Below are 26,728 nucleotides of genomic sequence, written 5' to 3'. Positions count from 1 at the left end.
CCTCGTCCCGGCTCGGCTGCCCGTGGCCCCGGCGGTTTCCGCCGGGGCCACCGGCGTATCAGGCCCTGTCCCCTCCCGGACCGTCGGCCGCGTAGGACGGGTCCGCTGTCAGCAGCAGCAGTTGCTGGGCCGGGGTGAGCTCGACGTCCACGAGCGGCAGCATGTCGACGAGGAGCGCCGCCTGGGCGTACTGGGAGGTCGAGAGCTTCACCCCCATCTCCTCCAGCAGTTTCACCGGCACGGTGCGGCTCTTGTCCAGCGGCGGGAGCGCCTTCTCGGACACCTCGTCGGCGACGGCGTCCTCGGCGGGGGACTCCCACGGCAACTGCATCGCCTTGGCACCCTCGTTGGCCGGAGCGACCGGTGTCAGATGGATCCCCGACGCGTCCACCACCACCCGGTAGGGCGCCGTCCCGGGATCCAGCAGCTCCAGCGCGTCCCACAGCGTGTCGATATTGGTCACCCGGCCGATCCAGCCGCTGTCTCCCCGCAGCAGCACCCCCGCCGCCGGATGGACGAAGTCGTCGCCGAACCGCTGCCACCCCTCCGACGGCAGCACCTCGCCGTCGGGAAGCCGGATCCTCCCCGCGTCGCTGACCTCGTAGCCCCATGGCGTGGACTGGTTCGGAGAGGGGCGCCCGAACTTCCGCCACTGCTCCGCCGACTTGCCCTTCCCCTCCGGCGCGGCCGGCGGCGGCACCTCGCGCACACCGCCGCCGTACCGCGGTCCCCCGACGGTCAGCTCATGACCGACCGGCCAGCCCTGTGCCACCGGCTCCACGTCGGCGTCCCTCGTCCCGCCACGCAGTCCGACGGGCAGCGTCATCGGCGCCGAACCCCGGTGATCGTCGACGGTGACGGCCACCTGATGGGTCCGGCTGATGTCGCCACCGGGGCGCGCGGTTCTGGACACCGGCGTGATGGGGAACCGATCCGCCGTGACGCGTGGTCTCCCCTGCCCGCTCTGGAGCCGGGCCAGATGCTCGGCCAGCCTCTCCCGCAGCGCCGTGGCCACCGCCTCGGCCCGCCACGGGCCGCTGTCCTTCGCCCGCCCCGCCCTGGAGTCGCGGACGTTGTCCCGCGCGGTGATGGTGATGTCGGGGAGCGGAAGTCCGTGGGCGTGGTTCCACATCCCCACCCGGGCCAGGGTGGCGGCCAGGTCGTTGATGACGAAGCGGTTCTGGTCGGCCGTCACCTGTCGCGGGCTTTCGACGGTGAGGGTCTTCGGGGTGATCCGGTGGCCGTGGACCACCACCGCCGTGAGGGGGTTGACCTCGGCGGAGGGGCCGTCGGACAGCAGATCGGCGTTGACCTCGTGCATGCTCTCGCCCTGACGCCCGCTGAACATGCGGAAGTACCACATGTCCTCGCTCCGGACGAGCGCGGCGGCGCGCTTGATCGCGGCCTGGGCCCGGCCCAGGGCCCGGTCCAGCTCGCCCTGTGCCGCGGCGTGTTCCGGGGTGCCCCGGACGTGCTCGTCCCGGTCAGCCGTCGCCCGGTCGACGGCGAGCAGCGCCTCAGTGACCTTCAGATAGCCGCGCAGCCGGTCCAGTTCCCGGGCACTCGTCCCGTCCCGCTCGGCCTCCTCGATCCTCTGGCGGAGTCCGGTCTCAAGACGCCACCAGTCCTCGGGGGTGGAGCGGTCCTGGTTCTCCTCGACCATCCAGGACAACAGGGACTTCATATAGAGCTTGCGTGAGTGGTTCTCCAGGGTGATCTGGTCGGCGCCGTCCTCGCTGGCCAGCACCACCTGCGCGAAGTGGTATCCGAACGGGACGCCCTCCCCGGCCTGGGGCTTGGCGTAGTTGCGGTTCAGTACGGGACGGCCCTGATCGTCGACCGCGCCGATCGACTGGATCACATACCCGGAGCCGATCGGGGCCCAGGCGCCCCTGTTGGCGCCGATCCGTTTCACCGCCGTGTCCAGCCGCTCTCGGCGCGGGTTGTCCCCCTCCTCGAGGCTCTGCGCGCTCCCGTACGCCTCGCCGGGCAGCGGTCCGTCCACGCCGCCCATGGGGCGGTCGTCCTCCCGCGTCCGCGCCGCCGCCCAGCGCGGATCCACCCGCTCCAGGTCCTCCAGGCCATCGGCCACCTCGGCCAGTGCGCGCGCCAGATGGTGGGTGCCGGTGACCTCCCAGCCGTCGGAGGCGTTGACGGGCACGGTGACCGGAGCGCCGCCGTCGGGGTCGGTGAACACCATGTGGGACACGGGCACCCCGCCGGCCAGCATCCTCGCGAAGTCGCGGCAGATCTCGTCTTCCGAACGGCCGCTGCGGGTCAGGAACTCCGGCTCCACCTTGAACAGGGGCTCACCGCGGCTGCCGTCCGCGGTGGGCAGGACGATGGCCACGTCCTCGTGCGCCGTCAGCCGGACGTGGTTTCCCGCCTCCGCCATGTGCGCGTTCGCCCGCTCGATGGCCTTCCTGGTGGCGTAGACCTGCTGGTTGAAGCCCAGTTCCCCGTTCTCACCGCTCTGGACGGCGAGTGTCCGGTCCCCCGAGAAACGCAGGGTGGGACGTTCGTCCGTCGGGGTCTCGGTGTAGCCCTGGCTGGGCAGGTAGAGCGCGGCCCTCCGGGACGCCGACCGTCCGAGGGGATGGGCGACGCTCAGGACGGGGTTGTCCGGCTGCCGGAACAGCACACCGCCACCGTCGCCGCTGGTGTCGATGACCTCGTAGTCGCGCGTCACCAGCGGCCCGGGCCGGCGCGGCTCCTGGGGCGCGGCGGGCCGGGTCTCGCCACCGATGCGCCCCCTCACCCGCCGCAGGGCGCGCTGCGGCCCCGGTTCGGCCGCGGCGATGATGCGCGCGTCCAGCACGGGCGGCCGACTCCGCGCGGGGCGTGAACCCTCCGCCAGGGGCAGGCCGCCGCGCGGCCCGGCGCCGCCGCGTGACACCGGCTCCCCGCGGCGGTCCCTGGACGGGTCGTCCGCGTTGAACGTGTCCGTTTCGGAGGTCGTCGCGGTGCGCGCGGCACCAGGCGCCGGGGCTGCGGGACGGCCGCGCTGCCAGTGGTGCTTCTGCCCGGGGGCCGCCGTCACCACCATGACGCGGGTACCGGTCAGGGGATCGTCGTGCACGGTGACCGGGCCACGGGACGAGACGGTGGTGCGCGCGGTCGCCGCCCGGCTGTTGAGGGACTTCGGCAGGCTGCGGCTCCCGCTGCCGGCGTGGGACTTGATCACCGCGATCTCGGCGTCCGGGGGCCTGACGGTCAGCCACGGGTCGTGGACGAGCAGTTCGGCGATCTCGTCGTGCGGCACCCGGCGGCGTGAGCCGTCCGGCCAGGGCATGTCGATGTGGCCGTCGCCGCCGTCGGCCAGGACGAAGAACGGGAGCCGCGCCCTGGGCACATCGGAGGTGCCGTCGACGTTCCACGGCGTGTACCGCGGGGTGCGGGCCTCGAAGGCCCCTTCGAGTGTGCCGTCCGGGGACTCCAGGTAGTACGCCACCTCGAGCGGCTTGGTGGAGCGCTGACCGGTCCAGTCGCGGCCCCTCGCCTCGCTACCGGGGGTGCGGATCAGCGTGTCGTCGGAGAGCGCTCCGTTCAGCTGGAGGTGGTGGGCGGCGAGGGCGGTGGGGTTGTGGACATCACGGCCCGCGGCCGACGCCGCCGCGATCAGCCACACCAGTTCCGCGTGGCGCGCCCTGTCGAGCGGCCCCGCCCCGTCGCCGAGGTGCAGGACCTTGGCCGCCAGCGCCGCCACATCGGGGGTGTCGGAGAGCACTTCATGGGCCTCGATCACCGCCCACAGCAGCCGTTCCCGGTCCGCGTCGGTCACCTGGTCCGGGGAGTTCAGGTGGAGGACCTCCGCCGCGCGCTCGTTCAGGCTCAGCCGGTCTCCGCCGACCACCCTCCGCAGCAGGTCCACGCCCCCTTCCACCGACGGCATGGACACGAACTCGCTCAGCTCCGTGCCGCGCGGCGCGGACGGCGCGGCGAGAAGCAGCGCCTTGACCTGCTCCGGCGTCGGCTCGGCCGGCCGGCCGCCGGCACGGGGCAGCACCCCGGCATGGCCCAGGGCGGCGCGCCTCAGCAGCTCCATCCGGAACCGCCCGTCGGCACCGCGCCGGCGCATCCGCTCCACCGCGCCGATGCCGCGCAGCAGCCGCCGGTACTCGCCCGCCGGGCCGTCCTTGTCGTTCTCCACCGTGACGCCGAAGGTGATGCGCAGCGCCCGGACCAGCCGCAGGGTCACCTTCCTGACCTCGGCCGGGGCGCGCCCCTCCCCCCTGTGCAGGCCCGCGATCCGGGCGAGCTCGTCCAGCTCGGCGCCGTAAGGCTCGGGCCGGGTCTCGAGCCAGCGGCGCGGCCGGAGCTGCGGGTCGGTGACGATCGAGTGCCGCCCCTGGGAGGCGCGGAATCCGGAGGTCCGATCGGCGCTGAAGTGGGTGCGCCGGGTCCTGTTGGCCACCCGCTGCATGGCCGAGACGGTCTCCAGCGGGTCGGCGGCGGCGGTGTCGCGGCTGAGGTTGCCGACCTCGGGGTAGCCGTCGGCGCGCGCGTCGATCCAGCAGCTCATGGTGACGACCACGTCCTCGGGGCGCAGCCGCCGGATGCTCGGACGCCGCTCCAGGAAGCCCCCCATCTCGTCCCCGTCCACGCTCCAGGACCGGTCACTGTCGTCCGTGAGTTTGAACCGGTTGGGCATCGCGTGCGTGCTCACGAAGTGCGCGTTCCGGCCGGCCCACGGCACCTTCTCCGGCGGACCCACCGGCTGCCCGGTGACAGGGTCGAGGACGATGTACTCATCGGTGTCGGGGAGGATCTCGAAGGTGCCCTCCCGTATCCGCGTGTCCGCGTCGTTGAAGCTCGCGCGGCCGTAGGGGCGCCCGTCGGCCACCATGGTCGTGTGCTTGACGGCGCTGTCCGGGATGAGGTGTCCGTCGGTCGTACGGACGAAGCCCTCCGCCGCGGCGATGTCCTCCTCGTCCAGATCGTCAGGCTCGCTGCCGATCCACCCGCCGACGGGCGGTCCGCCCTTCCCGCGGTCGATCACCACGATCCGGCCGGAGCGTACGGTCACCTCGCCGCTGTGCGCCCAGACCGTCCTGTTGGTCCGGAAGGCCCCGGTACGGGGCAGCAGGAGGCCCCGGTCGCCCGCGCCCGGCACGGCCAGCAGCACCGGAACGTCGGGGTCGAGGCCGAGCAGCTCCGGGTCCCTGACCAGCAGTGCGGCGAACTCCTCCAGCGTCACCCGCACGGGAGCGGAGCCCGGCAGCGAGACCATGATGTGGTCGTGGCCGCCCTCGGCCACCACGACATAGGGGGTTCTGGCCCCGGGCCTGCGCCACCACTCCCCCGTGATGGGCCGGCTGAGGGAGCCGTCGGGGTTCTGGATGAAGTACGACCGCCGGTCGAAGGCGCCGATCGGGCGTCCCGTCAGGTTGCGGCCCATGGTCCTGCCGCCGGTCGAGGTGATGGTGGTGGCCTTGGCGAACACGCCCCGCTTCACCAGGTGTTGGACGCCGAGTTCGGCCAGGCTGCCCGCCCGGTCGGCCGCGATGGCCTCGTCCACCAGCCGGTACAGCTCGCGCCGCTGCTCGCCGCTGACCGGCGCGTCCGGGGCCAGGTGCAGGATCCGGCGGACGAGCGGGTCGGGGTCGAACGGGCCCTCGCGCAGCGCGGGGTCGGGGTCCGTGCGCCGCAGGGTGTCCAGCCGCTCGACCGCCCCCGAGTAGCGTGAGCGGACGATCTCCACCGTCGTCCGGGCGCGCGGCCGCCGGTCCGTGCCGTGCGTCCGCCCCTGGCCGACGGCCTCGATGGGGATGTCGCGGGCGTCGATCCGCCCGGCGGTCGACGGCTCGTTGCGCTGGGCCCGCCGCAGGTAAGTGTGCGCGCTGTCGAAGAGCGCATCAGCCACCGTATCCGCGCGCTCCTGGTCCAGGGTGCCGCTGCCCTGGCCGACGTCCGGCCGTACGGATCCGGTGCCGTCGCGGTGTCCGGTGACCTTCACCTTCGGCGGGGCGAGACCGGCCCGGGCGTCCCGCAGGGCGACCTCGGCCAGTTGGCGGCCCAGTTCATCGACGAGGGCGCCCTGCTGTGTGTCGAGCGCGGAGGAGCGGTCGGCGAAGGAGACATGGGACCGGGGCGGCAGGACCGGCGGCAGCGCATCGCGGAGCGCGGCCGTCGTCGGCGCCGCCGACGACGCCGGGGCGGGGGCCTGGTGGGAACGGGGGGCGTCGCGGTCCGGGGCGTTGGTGTAGTCCCCGGCCGTCGACTGCCGGCGCGGCCGGCCCGGCCGTGTCGCGGGGGACGCCGAGCCCCGGTGGTCGTCGACCGTGATGGTCGCCTCGCGGCCCTTGGCGGGGTCGCCGCCACCGCGGGCCGTCTCGGGCACCTCGGTGATACGGAACCGGTCCGCGGTGAGCAGGGGCGCCTCCAGCCCGCTCTGCAGCCGCTCCAGGTGTTCGGCCAGGCTTTCGCGCACCGCCTTGGCGATGTTCTCGGCCCGGATCTGACCGGTGTTCTTCGCCCCGCTCCCCAGCGAGAAACGGCGGTTGTTGGCGCGCCCGGTGACGGTGATGTCGGGCAGCGGAAGGCCATGGGCGAGGTTCCACAGCCCCACCCGCGCCACGGTCGCCGCCAGCCCATGGATCACGGTCTTCTTCTGTTCCGCGGTCACCTCGTGCTCGCCCTCGGCGAAGGCGACCGTCTTGGGGGTGATCCGGTGGCCGTGGACCACCACCGCCGTGAGCGGGTTGGCCTCCGCCGAGGGGCCGTCCGACAGCAGATCGGCGTTGACCTCGTGAATGGTCTCGCCCTGGCGCTTGCTGAAGACGCGGAAGTACCACTGGTCCTCGTTGCGGATCAGCGGTGCGGCGCGCCGGATGGCGGTCTGGGCGCGGGTGTGCGCCCGGCCCATCCGGTCCAGCGCCGCGGCGTGTTCGGGGCTGCCCTCGGGGTGCGTACGGGCGTCGGCCTCCGCCTGGCCGATGGCGAGCAGCGCCTCCGTCAGCTGGAGATAGGCGCGCAGGTTGGCGAGTTCCCGCTCGCCGGTGCCGTCCGTCTGTGCCTCGTCGACCCTGCGCCGGAGTCCGGCCTCCAGCCGCCGCAGCCCCTCCGGGGTGGTACGGGCCCGGTTCTCCTCGACCATCCCGGACAGCAGGGACCTCATATATCCCTTGCGCGCGTGGTTCTCCAGGGTGACCTGGTACGCGCCGTCCTCGCTGGCCATCACCACCTGCGCGAAGTGGTAGCCGAAGGTGACACCCTCCGCGCCCGGGGGCTTGGCGTAGTTGCGGTCCAGCGCCGGACGGCCCTGCTCGTCCGCGGCCCCGATCGACTGGATCACATAGCCGGAACCGACCGGCGCCCAGGCGTTCCTGTTGGCGCCGATCCGCCGGAGCGCCTCGTCCAGCCGTTCGCGCCGGGGGTCGTCCTCTTTCTCGTAGCTCTGGGCGCTGCCGTACGACTCGCCCGGCAGCGGGCCGCCCATGCCGCCCATGGGGCGGTCGTCCTCGCGCGCCCGGTCCGCGGCCCACCGCGGATTCACCTGCTCCACGTCGGCCGCGCCGTCGGCCACTCCGGAGAGCGCCTGGGCCAGATGGTGGGTGCCGGTCATCTCCCACCCGTCCAGGGCGTTGACCGGCACGGTGGTCACCCCGTCGCCGTCGGGGTCTTCGAACACCATGTGGGAGACGGCCGTCCCGCCGGCGAGCATCTGCGCGAAGTCGCGGCAGATCTCCTCCTCCGAACGGCCGCTGCGGGTCAGGAACTCCGGCTCCACCTTGTACAGCGGCTCGCCCGGAGTGCCGTCCTCCGACGGGAGGACGACGGCCATGTCCTCGCTCGCCTTCAGCCGGACGCCGCGGTCGTAGAGGGCCAGTTGCGCGTTCGAGCGCTCGATGGCCTTGCGGGTCGCGTAGACCTGCTGGGGGTTGCCCTGCGCGCCGTCGTCGTCGCTGCGCAGCGCCAGCGTCCGGTCCGCCGAGATACGCAGCGGGGGGCGGGCGTCGGCGCGGAAGGGGTAGTACCCCTGGGTCGGCAGATACAGCGCGGCGACATCCGGGTCCGGCCCGCCGCCCAGGGGGTAGCAGACGCCCAGGGACTCGCCGGACGGCTGGCTGAAGAGGACGCCGTTCCCGCTGGGGTCGATGACCTCGTAGTCGGTCGTCACCAGCGGCCGGGCCTTGAGCGAGTCCCTGAACGCGGCGTGCCGCGCCTCGTCGGCGGCCCGCCCCGGGCCGGGCGGCGGTCCGCCCGGGCCCCGGGGCGCGCTGGGGCCGGGGGTGGGTGCCTCGTCCTCGTCCGGCTCCTCGTCCTCGGCGAGTACGTCCAGCATGGGCGGGCGGTTGCGGGCGGTACGCGAGCTCTCGCCACGCGAGCTCTCGCCACGCGAGCCGTCGCCGCGGGGCGCGCCACCGCGGGCCCTGACGATGTCGCCGGTCTCCAGGGTCTGGGCGATGGCCTGGCCGCGCTGGCGCAGTGTCCGCCGCCACTGATCGGGCGACAGCTCCTGATGCGCCCGCATCACGGTCTCGTCGTCCAGGCTGACGGGTGCGTCGCGCGCCAGCCGCCGCAGGGTCCGTACCTCCGCGACCGCCTCGGACCGCAGCACCGACAGGTCCGCGGCGCTCAGCACCGGGCCGAGGTCCGTGTGACGGCCGCCTTCGTCGAACCGCAGCAGCCGTACGGTGCCATCGGTGGCGGCCAGCAGCAGGTCGACCGGGGCGGCGAGGCTGTCCGCCAGCTCCGCGACCGTCTCCGTCGGATCGCTCCCGAACGCCCCGGCGTCGGCCCGTAGCACCAGCCGGACCCCGCCCAGCGGCTCGCCCGCCACCGAGGGCAGCAGCGCCTCCCCCAGCTCGTCGGCCTCGCGCACCGGAGCGCCCTCTGTCAGCTCCGAGACCCGGAACTCCAGCGTCTTCCGGCCGTCGTCCGGGGCCAGGTGGACGAGGGTGTCCCAGGCGGGCTCCACGGCGCCCTCCGGGGCCGGCGACGCCGGCCGAGAGCGGTCGGACGCCGCGTCCTCCGCCGTCGCGTCGGTGGCCGGTGGCTCGGCGAGCGAGCGCAGGACGTCCAGGTCCAGGGGCCGGCCCTGGTCGGCCGCCTCGGTGGCGGCGTCGGTCAGCGCGCCGATGTGGGCCTCGCTCACCTCGTCCACCGAGCCGAGCCCGAACACCTCCCGGGTGTACGCGGTGATCGCCTCGGCGGCGGTACCGGAGGGGAACCGCGCCATGGCCGGCCCGCTCAGCGAGCGGACCGCCGCCAGCCGCGCCAGGTCCGTCGCCTCCGAGCGGGAATCGGGGCCGAACAACGCGTCGCCGAACAGCGCCCGGGCCGTGCGCACCGTGGCGGTCACCTCGCGGCGCCGCGCCTCCGGGTCGGCGTCGGCGAGCCCCAGGGTGGTGGCCAGCCGGACCACCAGCTCGGCGGGCGGCCCCTGGGGTCCGTTGAACCCGTCCCAGCGCGCCTGGGCGGCATGCCGGGCGAACCGCGCCATGCCCTCCTTGAGGCCCGCCACGATCTCGTCCACGGTGAACCCGCCGAGGAACAGCGAGCGCGAATCCATCAGCACCGCCGGGCGGAACCCCTGTTCCAGCAGGAACTTCTGCATCAGCAGATGGACGTTGACCCGGCTGTTGGCGTCCGTGAACGGCTGGAGGATCTGGAGGGCCCGGGTCACCCGGGCGACGGCCCGCAGCTTCTCGTCGGGCGTGACCGCGACCGCCACCTCGCCGTAGTAGCGGTCCAGCGCGGCCTGCACCACCTGACGGGCCTCGCCCGGGGCGTAGTCGATGGAGATCTGTCCGCCGCGCTGCCCGTGGTGGAAGACCACCCAGGGCTTGGCCATGCCCGGCTCACGCGGCTCGTTCAGGGAGAACACCAGCCTGCGGCCGAGCAGCACGTCGTCCTTGATGTCCGCCGCGACATGGTCGGCGCCGGTGCCACGCATCGTGGTCTTCATCCGGCCGCCCTCGTGGCCCGACCACGTGGTCGCCACGTTCTGCCCCTCGCCCGGCCTGAGATGGCGGGTGGCGATGTTGTGCAGCTCCTCGTACGCGTCGGCGTCGATGCGCGACCAGTCGCGTCCGGTGCCGCCGACGTCCAGGACCTGCTGGTACGCCTCGGTCATGCCCAGCCGATAGCCGGGGTACGTCCGGGTGTCGAGGTGGCCGCCCACGTCCTCGGGGGTCGCCCGGAATGCTTCGGCGTGCACATTGGGGTCGATGAACAGTCGCCACCACGAATCCCGGGGCAGCAGCCGGGACAGCCGCGGGGCCGCCGCGCCCGGCGGGGCCCCCGAGGTGGTGTCCGCGTAGTACTCCCGGATCCGCTCATCGGGGAACCGCCCGCCGATCGCGACGTGTTCCCGCAGCTCCTCCTCCGACAGCGGGGACAGACGGTGGTAGCGGCGCCAGGTGTCCTCGTAGTCGAAGCCCAGCTCGCTGCGGTCCGGATGGTCCTCCTCATGGGCCCACAGCTCGGTCGCCCTGAGGAGTTCATGGAACGTGTGGTGGCGGTCGGCGAGCATCGAGCCGACGTACGCCAGCCGCAACCAGCGCAGGTCCAGGCCCGCGTCCCATTTCTCGTTGGCGTCCTCGGCGGCGTCGAGCAGGCTGTAGACGGTGCCCGAGCTGCCGGTCTTGATCAGGCCGCCGGTGCGCTGGGCGCGCGCGTGCGGGGAGTCCTCCAGGGTCAGCGGGCGGGGGTCCTCGGCCAGCCGCGCCGGGGGTTCGTGGTTGATGCCCGACAGCTCCTCGCCCGGCTTCCAGGTGGCGCCGTCCGAGGTGAACGCCCGCTCGCGGGCGCTGAGCGGCGGCACGATGTACTCCGGGGCACGCCGGTCGAACGGGCCGTCGGACGGGGTGCCGCGCCAGCGACGCTCGTCGTTGATCATGGGCGGCTGGTCGGTCGGTGTGCCCAGCAGCATATGGAAGAGGCCCCGGCGCAGCGCGTTCCACACGAGGGTCGACTGCTCGCGGAAGTTGCCGTCGTGGACGACCTCTTCCAGGGTCTTGGGCTCGACGCCGACCGCGCCGGGCACCTCCTGCTCGTAGGTCCCGAGCAGACCCCGCAGCGCCGGGGGCGTCTTCTCCCATACGAGGCGGGCGAACCGGGAGATCTGCTCGACGACCTGCGGATGCTCCGAGAGGTAGTCGCCGAGCCTGCGCTCGTACGCCTCGGACTCGTGCTGGTAGCGCAGCCATTGGAGGTCCGCGTAGCTCGCGGGGATGAGGGGACGGTGGCCCGGGCCGCTTCCGGGCGGGGGCGGCAGGGGGATGTCCTGGGTGTCCCGCGTCCGGTCCTCGGTGTTCCCGGCCTGGTCTTCGGTGTCCGGCGCTTCGTCCTCGGCGTCACTGACGTGGTCCTCGACGTCGCCGGTCTCGTCCTCTGCGGGGCGCGGGCGGGGGCGGGCCAGGAGGAATTCGTCGCCCCGCTGATAGAGGGTGACGGTGTTCTCGGGAGTGGCCGCGGGGTCGCCGAAGGTGCGGTGGGTGCCGTCCTCGGACACCAGGGTGAGGGTGATCCCCTGCGCCCGCGCGGTCAGTTCGGCGGCCAGCGCGGCGGTGGTGGCGTCCCAGCGGCGGGCCGCGTGCAACTGGACGCGCAGCAGCGCTTCCCCGTTGCGGTCGGCGTTCCGGGTCGCCTGGGGGATCCGGCCGCCGGTGCGGCGCATCTCGCCGCGCAGGGCGTCGCGCCGGGTGGCGTCGAGGCCCAGCGTGAGCCCCGCCACGTCCTCCCAGCGGAACGTCGCCGACGGGTCGAGCCGGGCGCCGTCCGGCAGGGGCTGCGCGGCCACGCGGGTGGCGATGCGGCGCGCCACCTGGGTGGCGGACAGGTCGGCCAGCGGGGTCGCCCCCGGTACGCCCGGTCCCGTGTTCCCGCCCCGCGGGGTGGTCCGGGCGGTGGCCGGGGGCCGGGCCGCCGCCACCGCGGCGTAGAAGCGGTTGCCGTCTCCCTCGGCCTCCACCAGGTCGTACACCCGCCCGTCGGGGCCGGTGAGGGTGCGGTGGTCCTTCGCCGCGTCGAACCGGGACCCGTCCTGGCCATCCTGGCCGTCCTGAGGAGCCGTCCAGGGCGGTGTGGTGTGCGCCGGGCGCTGGGTCCCCGTGGCTGCCACGGGGGCGGGGGCGGTGGTGGTGGCCGGTGCGGGGGCGGGCAGACCGGGTGGCGGGTTCGAGTCGACGGACTCCTCGGGCAGCATCAGCTGGTAGTGGCGGTCGTCGCCCTCGCCACCCAGCCACAGCTGCACGGGGTCCGCGTCGGCGCCGGACCCGTCGGCGGAGAAGCCGTCCGGGGAGAACTGGAGGAAGCTTCCGTCCGGCGTCACCACGCGCACGGGGACGCCGAAGGTGCGCGCCGCGAGCAGCGGCAGCAGGTCGGCGGCGGCGTGGTCCCAGCCGCCCCGCTCCGCCGTGCCGCCGGGCCGCAGCAGCTGGGTGACGGCCAGGGCGAGGCGGGAGCGGGTGCGTACGGGCAGCGAGTCGGGCAGCACGCCGATCGCCTCGAACTCCCGCCGCTCGGCGGTGTCCTCGCCCAGCTCGATCCAGGCGCCGCCGATCTCGTCGTCGGTGAAGGTGTCCGTGGTGTCCGGCGCGAGGACGTCGAGCAGATCCGCGTTGGCGGGGTCGGCCAGCCGGGCGGCCAGCAGCTCCCGCAGGCCGCGTACCAGCGCCGCCCGGCTGGACAGGTCCAGGCCCGCGTCGGCGAGCAGGCCGGGGTCCAGCCGGTGCAGGCCCTCGGCGAGCGCGTGGAAGAAGGCGTCGCCGTCCCTGGGCACATCGAGGAGGGCGAACCGCTCGCCGTCCGGGGCGATGAGCGCCGCCGGGTCCTCGTCGCCGTCCTCCTGGGTGTAGCGCGGCGCGTCCTGGGTGTCGGTGTCCGTGGTGTCCTCGGTGTCCGCGGCGGCGGTCTTGGACGGGTCCGTGAACGTCACCTCGGGCGGCTTGGGCAGCCCGTCGAGCCGGGTGCGACCCTCCTCGGTGGCGTTGAGCCGGTGCCAGCGGGTCAGCCGGTCGGCGGCGGTGCGCACCCGGTGGTATTCGGTGGCCAGCGCCTCGGCGGTCGCCTGGAGTGTGTCGAGGGTGCCCTGCCAGGTCTGCAGGGCCTGCCGGGCCGCGTCCCGGGTGTCGGTGGCCCTGCGCTCCGCGGCCGTCGCGGCCTGGAGCTCCCGCGCGGTCCGCCCGCGCTCGGCGGCCGTGGTCCGCTCGGCCTCGGCCACCCGCTCGGTGGCCGCGGCCCGCAGCTCGGCCGCCCTGGTCTCGGCGGTGGCGAGGTCGCGGAGGGCGTCCGTCAGCGCCTCGCGCTGGAGCTCGGCCCAGCCGTCGTGTTCGGGTGCGGCGTCCGCGGCCGCGCCGCGCTCCCGCTCGACGCGCAGTCGCGCGTCCGCCACCAGCTCACCGGCGGCGCGGTCCGCCTCCACGGCGGCGGCCCTGGCGTCCACCAGCGGCCGCCGCGCCGCCACCTCCGCGTCCCGCGCCTCGGTCAGCTGCCGCTGGAGGTCCCGCAGTTCGCGCTCCGCCCTGGCCAGGGTGTCACGTGGTCCGGAGCCCTGTTGGCGGCGGGTCTCCCAGTACTTCTCGTCGGCCTCGGTCCAGGCCTTGGCCGCCTCCTGGACGGCGTCCCACGCCTTCCCGGCCTCCGCGGGGAAGTTGGTGTCGTCGATCAGGCCGAGTTGGCGGGCCACGTCCTCCCGTACCCAGGCGATGACGGCGGCGTCCGTCTCGAACGCCTGCCGTCCGGCGGAGCCGAAGTGGCCCGGCATGAGCTTGTGGAACGGGGAGGCCACCATCCGGCCGATGGCGCTGTCCCTGATGTGCCGGTGGACGGTGGCGCTGCTGAGCCAGGTGGTGGGGACGGCGAAGAGGAAGGCCCGGTCCTCGCCGTCGTTGACGGAGATCTCCGCCATGAAGTCGCGGTTGTATCCCGCGCCTTCGCCCTGCGATGTGTTCGGGCCGGTGGCCGCGGCGCCCGGCCTGGTCGAGCCGGCGCCTCCCATCGAGGCGGAGACGGCGGCGTCGACGGCCGAGGTCTGGCCCTCCGACCCCGAGGCGGCCACCCCGTCGGCGGTGACGTGGCGCCGGGCGATCTGGAGGTTGGTGCCGGGGGCCACCGTCAGCAGTTGTGCGCCGCCGAAGTGCGGCTTGGAGTAGAGCGCGAGCTGACCGTCCGCCCCGCCGACCAGGCTGTCCTCGGTGAGCCCCGGCACCTGGTAGCCGACCGGCTCGAGGGTGAGCGGGTAGTGGGCGGCGAGCACGATGTTGCCGGTGCCCTCGTCCAGGGTGTGGGCCGAGCCGGTACCGAGGCCGGTCAGGCCGGTGTCCTTGGCCCGTACGAGGACGTCGTCGCCGTCCGTCTTGAAGCCGATGTCGTACGCCTTGGCGAGGGCGAGATAGCTCCCCGCCCGGACCTGCTCGAAGCCGATGACCCCGCGGACCTGGAACCCCTGGGCGGGCATCTCGAACACGCCCTGCGTGCCGTCGAGGAAGGTGACGCGCCGCCAGTCGCCGTCCCCGCGCAGCGACGGGGGCGCCGCCGGCCGCGGGTCGGAGGGGGCGGGAAGGGTGGGCGGCCCGAGGGGGTCGACGGCGGCCGGGGCCGTCCGCGGGCCGGCCGGGTCCGGGCTCATCAGGCTGAGCGGAGTCTGCTTGCGCAGCGTGCCGACGTCCCCCTCCTCCACGACGCGGCGCTTGCCCCGGACATAGCGGGACGCCTGCCGCGCCCGGTGGGTCAGGTGTCTGACACGGCTGTCGGCGGCCGCCGGCGGGGCGGGGTCGGGGGCGTCCTCGACCTCCAGGACGATCCGCAGCCGGTAGGGGGTGTCGTACTCGGCGTAGGGCTCGCTGGTGGCCACCGTCCAGGTCGTCATCGGGCTGGAGGAGTGGCTGGCGGTGAGGGTCTTGCGGCCGGAGCCGGTCTCGCTGTAGCCGGGGCCCGCCGTGGGGGCGTCGGGGTTGTGGGTGTACGCGTTCTCGCCGACCGAAAGACCGAAGTCCGGCCCGCGGGTGCGGCTCAGGCTGGAGCCGGTGGACTCGGTGGCCGCGAGGTTGTCCTCCCAGTCGATGCCGTGTCCGAGCCGGCGGAACTGCGGCGCGCCGGCGATCAGCTGCACCCGCAGCCGCACCTGGCGGCCGCCGATGCGCAGCCCGTCCCAACCCCAGCGCCCGGTCCTGGCGGGCACCGTGGAGCCGGTGCCCTCCATGTCGCCGCGCAGCGCCCGCAGCAGCCGGCCGGAGGCGAGGCGCAGCAGGGCGTTGCGGCCGGTCTCGTCGAGCGACAGACCGCGCAGCGCGCGGTCGAAGGCGTCCAGCACCGCGGCCGCGTTGAGTTCGCCCAGCGGATAGCCGCTCAGCGCGTTGCCCGCCAGCCACGCCTGCGGCGACCAGGTCTGCGCGTCGTAGTGCGGCACCGCGCCCCAGCCGTCGTCGATCAGCCGGAGTTCCACGGCGCTGTACTCGGGGAGCAGCCCGATCCAGCCGCCGGGGACGGCCAGCAGCCGTCCCGAGGCGGCGGCGAGGCCGCGCGGCACCAGCCGGCTGCCCGCGCCGGTCGTGGTGCCGAGCGCGCTGGAGGCCACCGCGATCTCGTGCTCGGCGTTGCCGGACACCAGCACCTGGTGGGTGTTGTCCTGCCGGGAGACCTCGTTGGTGACGGACCGGCTGATGGTGTCGCCCTTGGTCCGGCCGTACGACCAGGGGCTGATGTTCAGCGAGTAGAACCCGGCCGCGCCGCGCTCGCCGCCGTGCGGCTGGAAGGCGGAGAGCCGCCCGCCGAAGAGGAAGCTGTAGGTGACGGTGTTCTTGCCGCCCGACTGCGTGCCGCCGGTGATCTTCAGGGCGGCGGCCATCGGGGCCGGTTCGGACAGCAGCGTCAGCCCCGCCACGGTCATCCGGTGGGCGAGGACGCCGCCGCGGTTGAGATACGGGCCCCTGGCCCACAGCCCGGTGATCCGCCAGCCCGACGGGCTGAGGCTTTGGTCGGCGTTGGCCGTCAGATACGGGGCCTGGAACGGGCGCACCGCCGCGTCATGGGCGGGCGCGCCCTGCTGGGTCAGATGCCACGACCCGCCCGAGGCGCCCCGCAGCGACTCCTCCACGGCCCGGATGAGGGCGGGCTGGCCGAGGACCGCGATGGTGAGCTGGGCGTGGCCCGCGAACGGCTGCTGGGCGCGGCGGGCCGCGCCGTCGAGCGCGGTGTGGTCGGCCTTCGCGAGCGCCAGGGCCTGTGCGTCGTCCAGCGGGGTGCTGTCGATGCCGTCCTCGAAGTCGCGATAGGGGTTGGCCGTGCCCGCCGCGTGCGGGTCGGTGGCGGAGGTGTGCTCGTCGAGGATGCTGAGCAGCACCCGCCCGGTGAGCGGGCCGCCGCCCACGGGGGTGCCGTCGGTGGCGGTGCCGATCACATCGGACGGCTTCTCGCGGAAGACGAAGGGCTGGGTGCCCAGCAGCCCGGCGGAGGCGAAGCCGCGCAGCAGGCCGGGCAGCCGCCAGTAGCCGCCACGGCTGACGGTGACGCCGAGTCGGTAGCTGTACAGATGCGGCGGTCGGGTGCTCGCCACCGCCCGCTCGACGGCGGTGCTGGGCCCGAACACACTGTTCTGGCCGCGGCCGCGGCCCCCGCTCAGCCCGAGGAACAGGCTGCCGGAGTGCTTGGCGAGGCCGAGCGCGGTGGCGGCCGTGGTACGCAGGGTCCCGTTGCCCTCGATGCCTGCTTCCAGGTCGTGGACCACCCCGTGGTCGCTGTCGAGCTTCTCGCCTCCGGGCGCGGAGTGCTTGATCTTCAGCCCGGTCTGGGTGCCCTCGTAGCGGCGGCCGGTCAGCTCGCCGTCCAGCCACAGATAGCGATAGCCGCGCTTGAAGCGCAGCGACTCGCGCAGCGGGATCCGGACGCCGCTGGTGGTCAGCGTCTCCAGGCTGCCGGCCATGGTGTGGTACGAGAGGGTGGTGAGGATCTCCAGGGTGTTGGCGAGCGCCGTCTGGAAGTGGTCGGCGTCGCGCCAGCGGGGGTTGTCCGGGTCGAGCTCGTCGAGCGGCGCGACCAGGTCCGGGTAGGCGCGGGCGGCCTCCCGCAGGATGGCGTCCGCGAAACTGTCGAGCCAGGTGGTGTCGGTGGCGTCGTCGGCGGTGGCGTCGTCGGCCGTGAACTCCTCGACTCTGGCCACCCCCAGCGTGGGCGGCCGGTCGGTGGTCAGATACGCGGGGGCGTACGGCTCGGGCGCGCCGCTGCGCATGCGCAGCCGTGTCCCGTCGTCCCAGCCCGCCAGCCGGCGCGCCTCGGAGCGGGGCATCCGGTCCAGGCTCCAGGTGACGAACACCCGGGCCGTGTGCTCGGGCCCCGGGGTGGTGTCCCCGGTGCGGTCGCGGCCGGCGCGCCGCACCACGACGGCCTTCTCGACGAGATAGAGGCCGACGGGGGTGTTCTTGGCCTCGCCCTCGGTCTTGACCGCGCCGGACCCGCCGGTGTTCATGGCGCGGGTGGACCGGTGGCCGTACCGGGCGGCGAAGCCGAGCAGGAAGCGCAGATTCAGCTGGTCCCCGTTGAGACCGAGCCAGTTGAAGGCCGGTCCCACCGAGCCGTTGATCTCCTGGCCGGTGGCGATGGAGAGGTTGCGCTCGTTGGTGAGCGTGAGCGCGGTGACGTCCTTGAGGGCGGAGGCGGTCGTCTCGTCGACGAGGATGGCGCGGCGTGGCAGGACCTGCACCGTGAAGACGCCGAGTGGCGTGCGGAGCTTGTCGTCGGCGAACAGCGGGGCGGTGGTCATCCGGCCGGTGCCGAGGACCCGGGACATCCGCTGGAAGTTGCGGGACGAGATGAACGCGTCCAGCTCGCGGTGGGCCGAGGAGCCGGGGCGGGCCCCGATCTGCCCGGCGGCCCAGTCCCTGACATGGATGAGGGGGCCGAAGTCCTCGGTGGTGACGAGCCGGTGGTGCGGCCGGCCCTGGTAGCCGATCAGGCGCGGGATGCGGCCCGGCTTGGACTCGGTCACCGCGCTGTCCGAGAGCCGCAGGGACAGCCCGCCGCGCATCCCGAAGCCGAACGTCGCCGGGGTCCGGCCGCCGTCCTCCGTCACGGGCCGGCCCTGCTCATCGGTGACGGTGAACTCGTAGTAGGCGTCGTCGAGGTAGCGGTGCGAGGTGTCGGTGCTGCTCGTCTTGGACTGGCTGGTGGCCTGGGAGGTGAGGGTGTAACCGACGGCGTGGGTGCGGGCGAAGCGCAGGCCGACCCGGCCGAAGACGTCCAGCGGCTTGGTCAGCGGCCACAGCGGGACGAACGGGTTGAGGGCGTAGCTGGTGCTCTGGGTGGGGGTGCGTCCCGTGGTGCGCTGGGTCCGCGCCGTCGACTCGATCTTCCGCGGTCCGTCGGAGGTGTCGGCGAAACGCTCCCAGCCGCCGTAGTGGCGCACCGCGAGATGCAGCACCCGGACCCGGCCCTTCTCGTCGGTGTAGGTGAACTCGCGCCCGTCGCCGCTGAGTCCGCTCAGGTCCTCGCGGAGCGCCGTCGCCACCTCGGCGAGCAGGCCGGTGTCGCGCGGGGCGCCGGAGCGGGGCTTGCCGGGCCGGGCGCCCGGCCTGGCCCGCAGCTCGCGATCGAGCTCCTTCAGCGCCTGATCGGTGCCGCGCAGGGTGAAGTCCTTGGTGCCGAAGGCGGCCGACCGCGCCAGCACCTCCTCGGGCAGGTCGGCCATCAGCTGCCGGATGCCGTCGAGGGGGGCGGGCATCCGGCTGCCGTCGGTGAACCGGGCGCCTTCGCGCTCCAGCGGGGCGGGCGGCAGCCCGCGGTCGAGGCGGGGCGGGCGGCGGCGGTCGAGGTGGTGCTCGATGCTGAGCGGGTCCTTGGGAGTTGTCGTCTCCGGCGTGTCCGTACCGGTCTCGGGGGTCTCGGTACCGTCTCCGTCCTGGTCTCCGTTCCGCTCCTGCTGGTCCTGGGTGGTGGTCTGCGGCGGAGGGGGCGTCCGCCCGTCGGTCCCGAGGGTGTCCACGGTGGCCGGAGCGGTGGGCGCGGGGTCGGGCGCGGGCGCGGGGACGTGCGGCTGGGGCCGGTGGGTGTTCTCGGCCTGGTCCCACAGCCCGCGGAACCCCTCGTACAGGTTGTTCTCGGCCTCGGGACGGCTCGTGCCGTACAGCCGCTCCAGCAGGGGCAACAGCCGCTCCCGCTTGGGCCGTCCCCGCTCGTACTCCCGCACCCACTGGGCCCCGTTGTTGCGGCGCTGCCCGGTGTACGGGTCGGTGCCCTCGTTGGTCCCGAGGTAGGCGTTGGTCAGCTGGGCGAAGAACTCGTACTCGTCCCGGGCGGAGTAGTTCAGCACCGGCTGCCCCGCCAGGTCCCTGGCCACTCCGTCCGGCCACTGCGGCGGGGGGACCTTGGAGCCCGGCAGCTGCGACCGCCGCTCCCGGTTGCGCTTGGCGTAGAAGGCGTCCCGGATGCGCTTGCGGTCCTTGTCGGAGAGCCCGTGCTGATGGATGGCGTGCGCGAACTCGTGCGTGGTGGTGGAGTACCCCTTGGCGTAGATGTGCTCGTCGCCGATGGTGCTCTCTTTGCCGAGAAGGTTCTCCTCAGTCACCGCTGTCGTGCGGCCGCCCTTGCCGCGCACGGTGTCCCAGACCCGCCCGTCCGGGCCGACCGGCTTGCCCCGCAGATGGCGGAACGGGGCGAGCGAGGTCATCGCCTCGTCCTTGGGCACCACCACGACCCGCGCACGGGCCCTCAGCAGGGTGGCCGCCACCTTGCGGTTGCTCAGCATCGGCGTGAGCCGGCCGAGCACCTCGCGCCGTGCCGCGTCGGGCTGGTTCACCCCCTCCGGCACCTGGATCAGCAGCCGCGCGGCCGTCGCGGCGAACTCCGGCGCGGGCAGCCCGGCCTCCAGCGCGTCGATCAGCGCCGGGTCCGACGCCAGTTTCTCGCGGTCGGCCGACGACAGCAGCGCCAGCTCCTTCGCGCGCTCCGCCGCCGGCATGCCCGGCAGCCGGGCGGCAAGGTCCGCCACGCGGTCCGGGGAGGCCGGGGACGGGGCGGGCCGCCGCGCCCGCGGCCGCTGCCCCGTCGGGTCGGCGGCCGGGGACGGGGCCGAGGTGCCGGGGGGCGGCGGCAGGGGGCGCGCGTCGAGCGCGCCCTGCGAGCCCTGGGCGGAGAAGCCGAGATACGAGCCGATGGCCTCCAGGTCCAGCGGGTCGAAGCCGCGCTGGGCCGGGGTGTTCTTGATGCCGAAGGCGGCGAGCGACTCGGTCTTCAGCCGCGCGCGGGACCCCGTGTTCGCGCTGTCGAGGTCGGACCACCACGGGACGGGCGCCTCGTTGCCGGTCACCTCGGCGTTCTTGACCACCCACTGCCCGGCGAGGGTCGGCACCTTGTTGACGGTGATCCGCTGATAGCCGATCTTCGGGTCGTGCCAGGCCTTCATCCGCTTGGCCTGGTGGTTCCCGGACTCCTCCAGGTAGCGCACCTGATGTCCGATCAGGGCGTAGCCCTCCAGGTTGCCGCTGCGGAAACCAAGGTGCTTCAGGTTGCCGCCGGAGGCCTGGGAGAGGTGGTCGAAGACCTGGAACTGGACCTCGCGCGTCTCGTCGGGGAACGCCTGCCGCCAGTCGTCCGTCTTCCAGAACTCCGTGAGGTCGTGGACGTTGTCATAGCCGTCGGCGAGCCGCTTCAGCGCGCCGCTCTGCGCGCTGTCGCCCGCGATGATCACATTCGTGCCCGGTGGCAGATGGTCGATGATCTGCCGCAGCCCGGTCGTGCCGCTGTCGTGCTGGGGGTGCGCGTCGCCCTCCTGACGGCTGCCCAGCCGCGACCACAGCACCACATGCGGGCCGCCCTCCGGCACTCCGCGGGCCGCGAGGAAGCGCCGCACCCGCTCGGTGTGGTGGTTGTCCAGGCCCCAGGCGCCACGGATCTTCGCCCGCGAGCGCCCCTGGCCGTCCCATACCTGCGCCACCTCGCTCGTGGCGTACTTCGTCGGCTTCTGGAACCGGGTGCTGCGCAGCCCCGCCGGCACGGGCGGGCTCATCGCGTCGTAGGGCAGGGCCTCGTAGCCGTTGGCGGTCTGTGTGTACAGCTGGTGCGGGTCGTCGGTGTGGAGGGTGTGGAGCCGGTCCTCCTGTGCGCGCAGCTCGGCGTCGCGCCGGGCGGTGAGCCGGTCCCGCTCCTGTGCGCGCTCGCTCGGCGACAGCCCGGTGTTCGCCTCGAGTTCGGCCATCGCCCGGGCGTGGCGGGCGTGCACCGGGGCGGTGAGGGTCTTCCGGAGGAACGGCCCGACCTGGTCGCGGGTGCGCGGTCCGGTCACCACGCCGACGTGCAGCTTCGGGTTGAGCGAGAGGGCGGTGGCCAGGCCGAACATGTCGCCGGTGAAGTTGCCCGCCGTCAGGACCAGGGCGCGGTGCGGGCCGGACCCGGCCCGGAAGCTGTCGGCGAGGTCGGTGAGGGTGGTGCGCAGCCGTTGGACGTCCTCCGGGGTGGCGCCGAACTCACGCCACTGGGCCTCCAGGGCCTCGCGCGCGGCCCTGGTCCCCATCAGCCCGTTCAGCACGTCGATGAACTGGCTCGTCACATCCGCCTTCGCCTGGGCCGGCCGCTGGGCGGCGTACTCCGAGCCCCGCCGCCGCACCAGCTCGTCGGCGAGCGCCGCGTCCAGGCCCGGGTGCCCGCCCAGCGCCCACAGCAGGTCGAACAGGTCCGAGCCGCGCTTGTGCCGGTCCGGCCGCGCGGCCAGCGCGTACGCCGTGTCGACCAGGGAGTCGACGAGGGACGGGACGGCGATGCCGTCGGCCTCGTCCGTGTCGCGGTACGGGTCGGTGCTCGGGCCGATGGTGATGTCGACGCCGTTGATCCGTCCGCTGAGCGCGCGGGGGTCGCGCCCGTCCTGCCGCAGGACGCCCAGCGGGGCGCCGGGCGGGCTCGGGAAGTGCTCGGCCAGGGCCCGGTTGAGCAGGTCCTCGTGGAGCCGCACATCCGGGGTGGCGAGCCGGAAGTCCAGGCCCGCGAGGGGGCGCGGACTGCCGAAGCGCAGATTGGCCTGGGCGCCGCCGGTGAGCACGACGGGCCCCTGGACGTCCCGCGTCCGCCCGTCGCCCGGGAACAGCCCGTTGATGAGCGCGGCCACGTCGCGGCCCACCGTGAGCGCCCGCGCGTTGGCCTCCGGCGTGGTCGCCGGGTCGTACGGGGGACGCGGCGGGCCGGCCGGCCCGGACGCGGGGGCGGTGGCCGACTGCGCCGACTCGATGCGGATCTCCCGGCTGACGGTTCCGCGGTGGCCGTCGGCGTTGAAGGAGAGCAGCACCTTGTGGGTGGCCCCCGCCGTGAGCTTGGCCTTGGGCTTGGGCACGGTGAAATCGCCCGCCCGGTCCGTGGCGCCGAGCCGCTCCAGGACCGCGGTCATCAGCTGCGGCGCGGTCACGCTGGCGCCGTCCACCGTGATGGTGAGTGGCCCGCCACCGGGGCCCTGGCGCTCGACCGCCCGGTCCCACAGCTCCTTGATGTCCTCGACGTCCTTGGGCGCCGCGGTGACCCCGACGTTCGCCTGGGACGGCGGATGCGCCGGTCGCAGCTGGGCGGGCGGCAGCAGATCGGCCGGGTCGCCGGAGGTGGTGGTCGGCAGGGGCCGGGCCGAGACCGGGTGGTCGGGCACGGCGGGACCGGAGTCGGCGGCGTCCTCGATGGTCCGCAGGTAGTGCGCCGGCACGGCGCGGTCGGGCAGCGTGTTCGGATCGGCCATGATCCCGACGCTGTCGACCGAGCCGTTCTCGATGCGGCGGAAGAGCGAGGAGGGGTCGAGCGACCGGTCCCCCAGACCGGCGAAGTGCATCAGCTCATGCAGCGACCGGGCGTCGTTCTTGCGGCGGCGCACCGCGTTCTCCTCCGGCCCGAGAGACGGGTCGTCGGAGTACAGCCGGAAAGAGAACTGGTCGAACTCGGTGGGGTCGGCGGTCGAGCTGAGCTCGATGGCCTCCGGGTGGTCGGGCGCGTGGACGAAGTTCACGTCGATGTGGAGCTGGTCGCCCGAGCGCGGCAGCGTCAGCCCGTGGTTGATGTGGGTGTCCAGCAGTTCGCGCATCCGGCCCTCGAAGCCGGGGAGCCGGTCGGCGGGGAACCCTTCGCCGAACCGCACCGGCAGATTCAGCGTCAGGTTGCGCACCCAGCGGCCGTCGTCGGCCTGGACCCGCCGGATCCACGCACGGATGACGGTGTCGCGCCCGCCCAGCGTCTGCGGCCCGCGGCCCGGACCCTCAGCCAGCGGGTCGGCGGCCGGGTCGTAGCGCTCGGTCCACAGGGGCGCCGAGGGCGCCCCCTCCCGCCGGGGGCGCCACTGCTCGGGGCGCACCGGGTCGACGACGGGCTCCACCATCACCGGCTTGCGCGGAGCGGGGTCGACCGGCGACGAGGAGGCCGTGGCCAGGACCGTCGGCTCGGGCACGGGGGCCGGGTCGGTGTCGACGGTCTCGGTGAGGGCGGCGGGGCCGTCGGCCTCGGTGAGGGTGCTGGTGGGTGTCGTGGACGTCGTGGCGATGGCCACGGGCGGGGTGGGCTGGGTGTGGTCGGCCACGGAGGGGGTGGGCGGCGGCGCCTGGTCGGCCACGGCCGGGCCGGTGTCGGTCAGGTCCTCGACGGTCTGGAGGTGGTCAGGGCGTACGGCGGGGCCTGGCAGCGCGTCCGGATCCACGTCGAGGCCGGCGTAGCGCAGTACCTGGCGCAGCGCGGTCCCGTCGTTGCGGAGCTGGCGCCGGGCGCGCTCGGGTCCGCCGAGTGACGGGTCATCCGGGGACATCCGGACGTGGCGCTGATCGGACGGGGCGGGGTTGGCCGTCTCGGTCAGCTCGATGGCCTCGGCGTTGCCGGGGTCGTGGACGAGGTTCAGGTCGATGTACAGCTGGTCGCCGGAGCGCGGCAGTGGCAGGCCGTGGTTGACCTGGGTGTCCAGCAGTCCGCGCATCCGCTCCTGGAACTCCTGGAGCCGGTCGGCGGAGAACCCGTCGCCGAACCGCACCGGGAGGTCCAGGGTCAGGTTGCGCACCCAGCGGCCGTCGTCGGCCTGGACGCGCTGGACCGTGGTGCGGACGACCGTCGGGTCCTGGGCGGGCTGGGTCACCGGGCCGCCGTGACCCTGTTCCTGGCTCTGGTCCTGGTCCTGGTCCTGGTCCTGCGTCTGGTCGTCGGCGGCGGGCCGGATCTCGGTGTGTATCTCGGTCGGGGACCCCTGCTGCCGCCCGCGCCACTGCTCGGGGCGTACCGGATCCCGGACCGGGTCCGCAGCCGCCGGGTTGTCGTCGCTGTCCTGGGTGATGGTGTCCGGGGCGGGGGTCGTGTCCGGCGTGTCGTCGGGGGTCGCGTCGAACCCGTCTCCGTACAGGTCCGTGTCGCGGCCGCGTGGCGAGGCGTACGGCGTCGTCGAGGGGGTCGGGGTGGGCGTGGCGGACGGTGTGCCCGGGGGCACGAGCGCGGTGGGGCCGGCCGACGCGGGATCCGGGAGCGGGTTGCTGTCGGCTGTGGTGTCCCGCCGCGGGGTGTTCGACGACAGCGGCAGCGGGTCGGGGGCCCCGGCCTTGGGAATGGTCAGCGGCACGGCGCCCGGGGCGGTGCCTGGGTCGGTGCCCTCGTATGCGTCCCAGTCGGTGATGTCCGAGTACGCGTCCGAGTTCGAGGTCGAGTTCGAGGTCGAACTCAGAATCGAGTCCGTGTCGCTGTCGGAGTACGGGGCGTTCTCCGGGTCGAAGTCCGGGTAGAGATCCGGGACGTCGCCCGCCGGGATGTCGACGTCGTTGTTGTGGACGATCGGAGGGGTGACCGTCGTGTGCACGGGTGTGGGGGGTGGCGTCGTGATCGGGGGCGGCGTCGGGGTGTGGGAGGTCGGGGTGTCGTTGGTGACCGTGTCGACGGTGGCCGGCCCGCCGGAGCCGGTGCCACCACCGCCCCCGCCCAGGACGGAGTTGGGCCCCGGTCGGTCGTTGAACAGCATGATGCTGAAGAGATTGCCGCCGATGAACTTGGTGTTCAGGCCCTTGCCGAGGTAGCCGAGTCCGCTGCCGATGATGTGCTCGGAGGCGCCGCCGAGACCACCGCTCACGATGGTCATGGGGTCGAACTTCCAGTTGCCTTCGAAGAGGCCGTTGATCAGGAACTCGGCGAACGCCTCTCCGACGCCCTCGCTTCCGAAGCTGTTGAAGAGCTCCGCGCCGAAGTTCCCCCACTTGTTGTCGCCGAAGTTGTTGAAGATGTTCTTGAAGAGGGGCCCGAGTACCGAAGAGAGGCCGCTGATGAAGAACCCGGCCAGGGCACCGAAGGCGGCGGACTTGCCGATGTTGCCCCAGTCGATCCCGTCGGGGCGGCGATCTCCCTTGTTCAGGCCCAGCATCGCCATCCGTACCGCGAAGGTCGTGAAAGCCTCCTGAAGTGCCTCGCTGAACGTGGGCGCCAGATGGGTCATCCGCAGCAGCCGGTCCAGGATGATCAGCACCGCCAGACGGCTTCTGGTCCTCGCCAGGACGGCGTCGCCGAAGGACAGCCCGCCGGTGAAGAACGCCATGGCGGCGATGAAGGCCAGCTCGATGATCAGTTGGATGATCTCGGCAATGACCTCCCACTTGCTCTCCATGATGTTTCTGGAGTGCCCGACCTGCCCCTTGCTGATCTCCCTCAGGTTGTCGGCGAACTCCCCCATGGCGTCCTGGCCACCGGCGCCGGTGAGCATCGCCATCGCCTGCTTGTAGACGTCGGCCACCTGCGTCGGCAGCGCGCCGTCGACCCGGTTGACCGAGTCCATGATGCGATCGCGCAGGTCAAGCAGCGCCTGCGCGTACTCGTCGAACGGCATGCTGCTGCCATAGGCCATGTCCGAGGACGCCTGCGGCGGCTCGAGGCCCAGGGCGAACAGCATCTTGCGGACGTCATCGGGAAATTCGATGGAGTCCTCGGGGACGGAGCCTCCCCGGTCGGCACCGCTCAATGTTTTCCGCCGCCGCCTTGGGTGCCGTCCCCGCCCACGGAGTTCACGGCCTGCCGCAGTTCGTCCACGCTGTCCAAGGCGAAGGACTCCGCCCCCCGGACCTCCTGGAGTTCCTGGAGGCGGCCCTCGACCACGCCGATGACGGCGTCGGAGATGGCGAAGAAGGTGTCGCTGACGCCCTCGACGGTCTTCTCGTACTGGGGGCCGTACCCCTCGGCGACTTCGTCGTCGATCCCGTACCACCGCCGCGTGGGTTGCAGGGCCGAGGTGAATCCGCTCGGGAGCTCCCTCGCCTGCTTGGCGATGGCTCGGATCTCATCCATCATGGCGATCAGCCGGGCCGGGTCGGCCTCGTACCGCTCGCCGCCGTAACCGTAACTCACCGTGGCCTACCTCCGGTCCCCGTCCTCGTGGATCTCGTCTCTCAGCCGGTCGCTGGAACGGGTATGCGCGGCCCGGCCCTTCGAGGCGGTGTCCGCGAGCGGTGCGAAGATCTCGTCCCATTCGATGCCGACACCGTCGAGGCGCGGGGCGCCGCTCACACTGTCGGACAGCGGCCGGAAGGTGTCCATGACCGTCTGGGCCATCTGCGCCTGGGCCTGGGTCACCGCCTCCAGCACCGAGGCCGCGAGCTGCGCGGCAGCCATGGTGCGGTACCTGCCGTCGAGGAACTTCACATCGGCGAGCTGTCCCTGCGCGCCGACGGTCGCCTCGACCGCGCGGTCCCGCGAGCGCACGGTGACGGAGGCCGTCCTGAGCTGCGCCTTGGCCTGCGCCACGGCCTGCTGGGTCCGCTCCATGTCAGCCATGGCCCGGGCCAGCTGATCCTTGATCGATTCCCTGTCCATCGCTACG

General features: G+C 73.5%; 3 protein-coding genes. All 3 read right to left on the bottom strand.

Features of this window, described 5'->3' with window-relative positions:
- Positions 1-58: 58 nt before the first annotated feature.
- The 3 genes from ACH4S9_RS20500 to ACH4S9_RS20490 are packed head-to-tail and all read right to left on the bottom strand — an operon-like array spanning position 59 to position 26,721.
- Entirely contained in the window at positions 59-25,873 is a 25,815-nt protein-coding gene (locus tag ACH4S9_RS20500; RefSeq protein WP_398373476.1) for a lonely Cys domain-containing protein, read from the bottom strand.
- The gene (locus ACH4S9_RS20495) at positions 25,870-26,256 is read right to left on the bottom strand and encodes a hypothetical protein (protein ID WP_311725528.1); all 387 of its coding nucleotides are present in this window, start codon (positions 26,254-26,256) and stop codon (positions 25,870-25,872) included. The genes ACH4S9_RS20500 and ACH4S9_RS20495 overlap by 4 nt, the downstream gene beginning before the upstream one ends.
- Positions 26,257-26,262: 6 nt before the next feature.
- Positions 26,263-26,721, bottom strand: a complete 459-nt coding sequence (locus ACH4S9_RS20490) for a YbaB/EbfC family nucleoid-associated protein (RefSeq protein WP_311725527.1) — start codon at positions 26,719-26,721, stop codon at positions 26,263-26,265.
- Positions 26,722-26,728 lie beyond the last annotated feature (7 nt).

The organism is Streptomyces sp. NPDC021225 (genome assembly GCF_044332865.1).
GTDB lineage: Bacteria > Actinomycetota > Actinomycetes > Streptomycetales > Streptomycetaceae > Streptomyces.
This window is presented reverse-complemented; position numbering and strand designations above follow the sequence as displayed.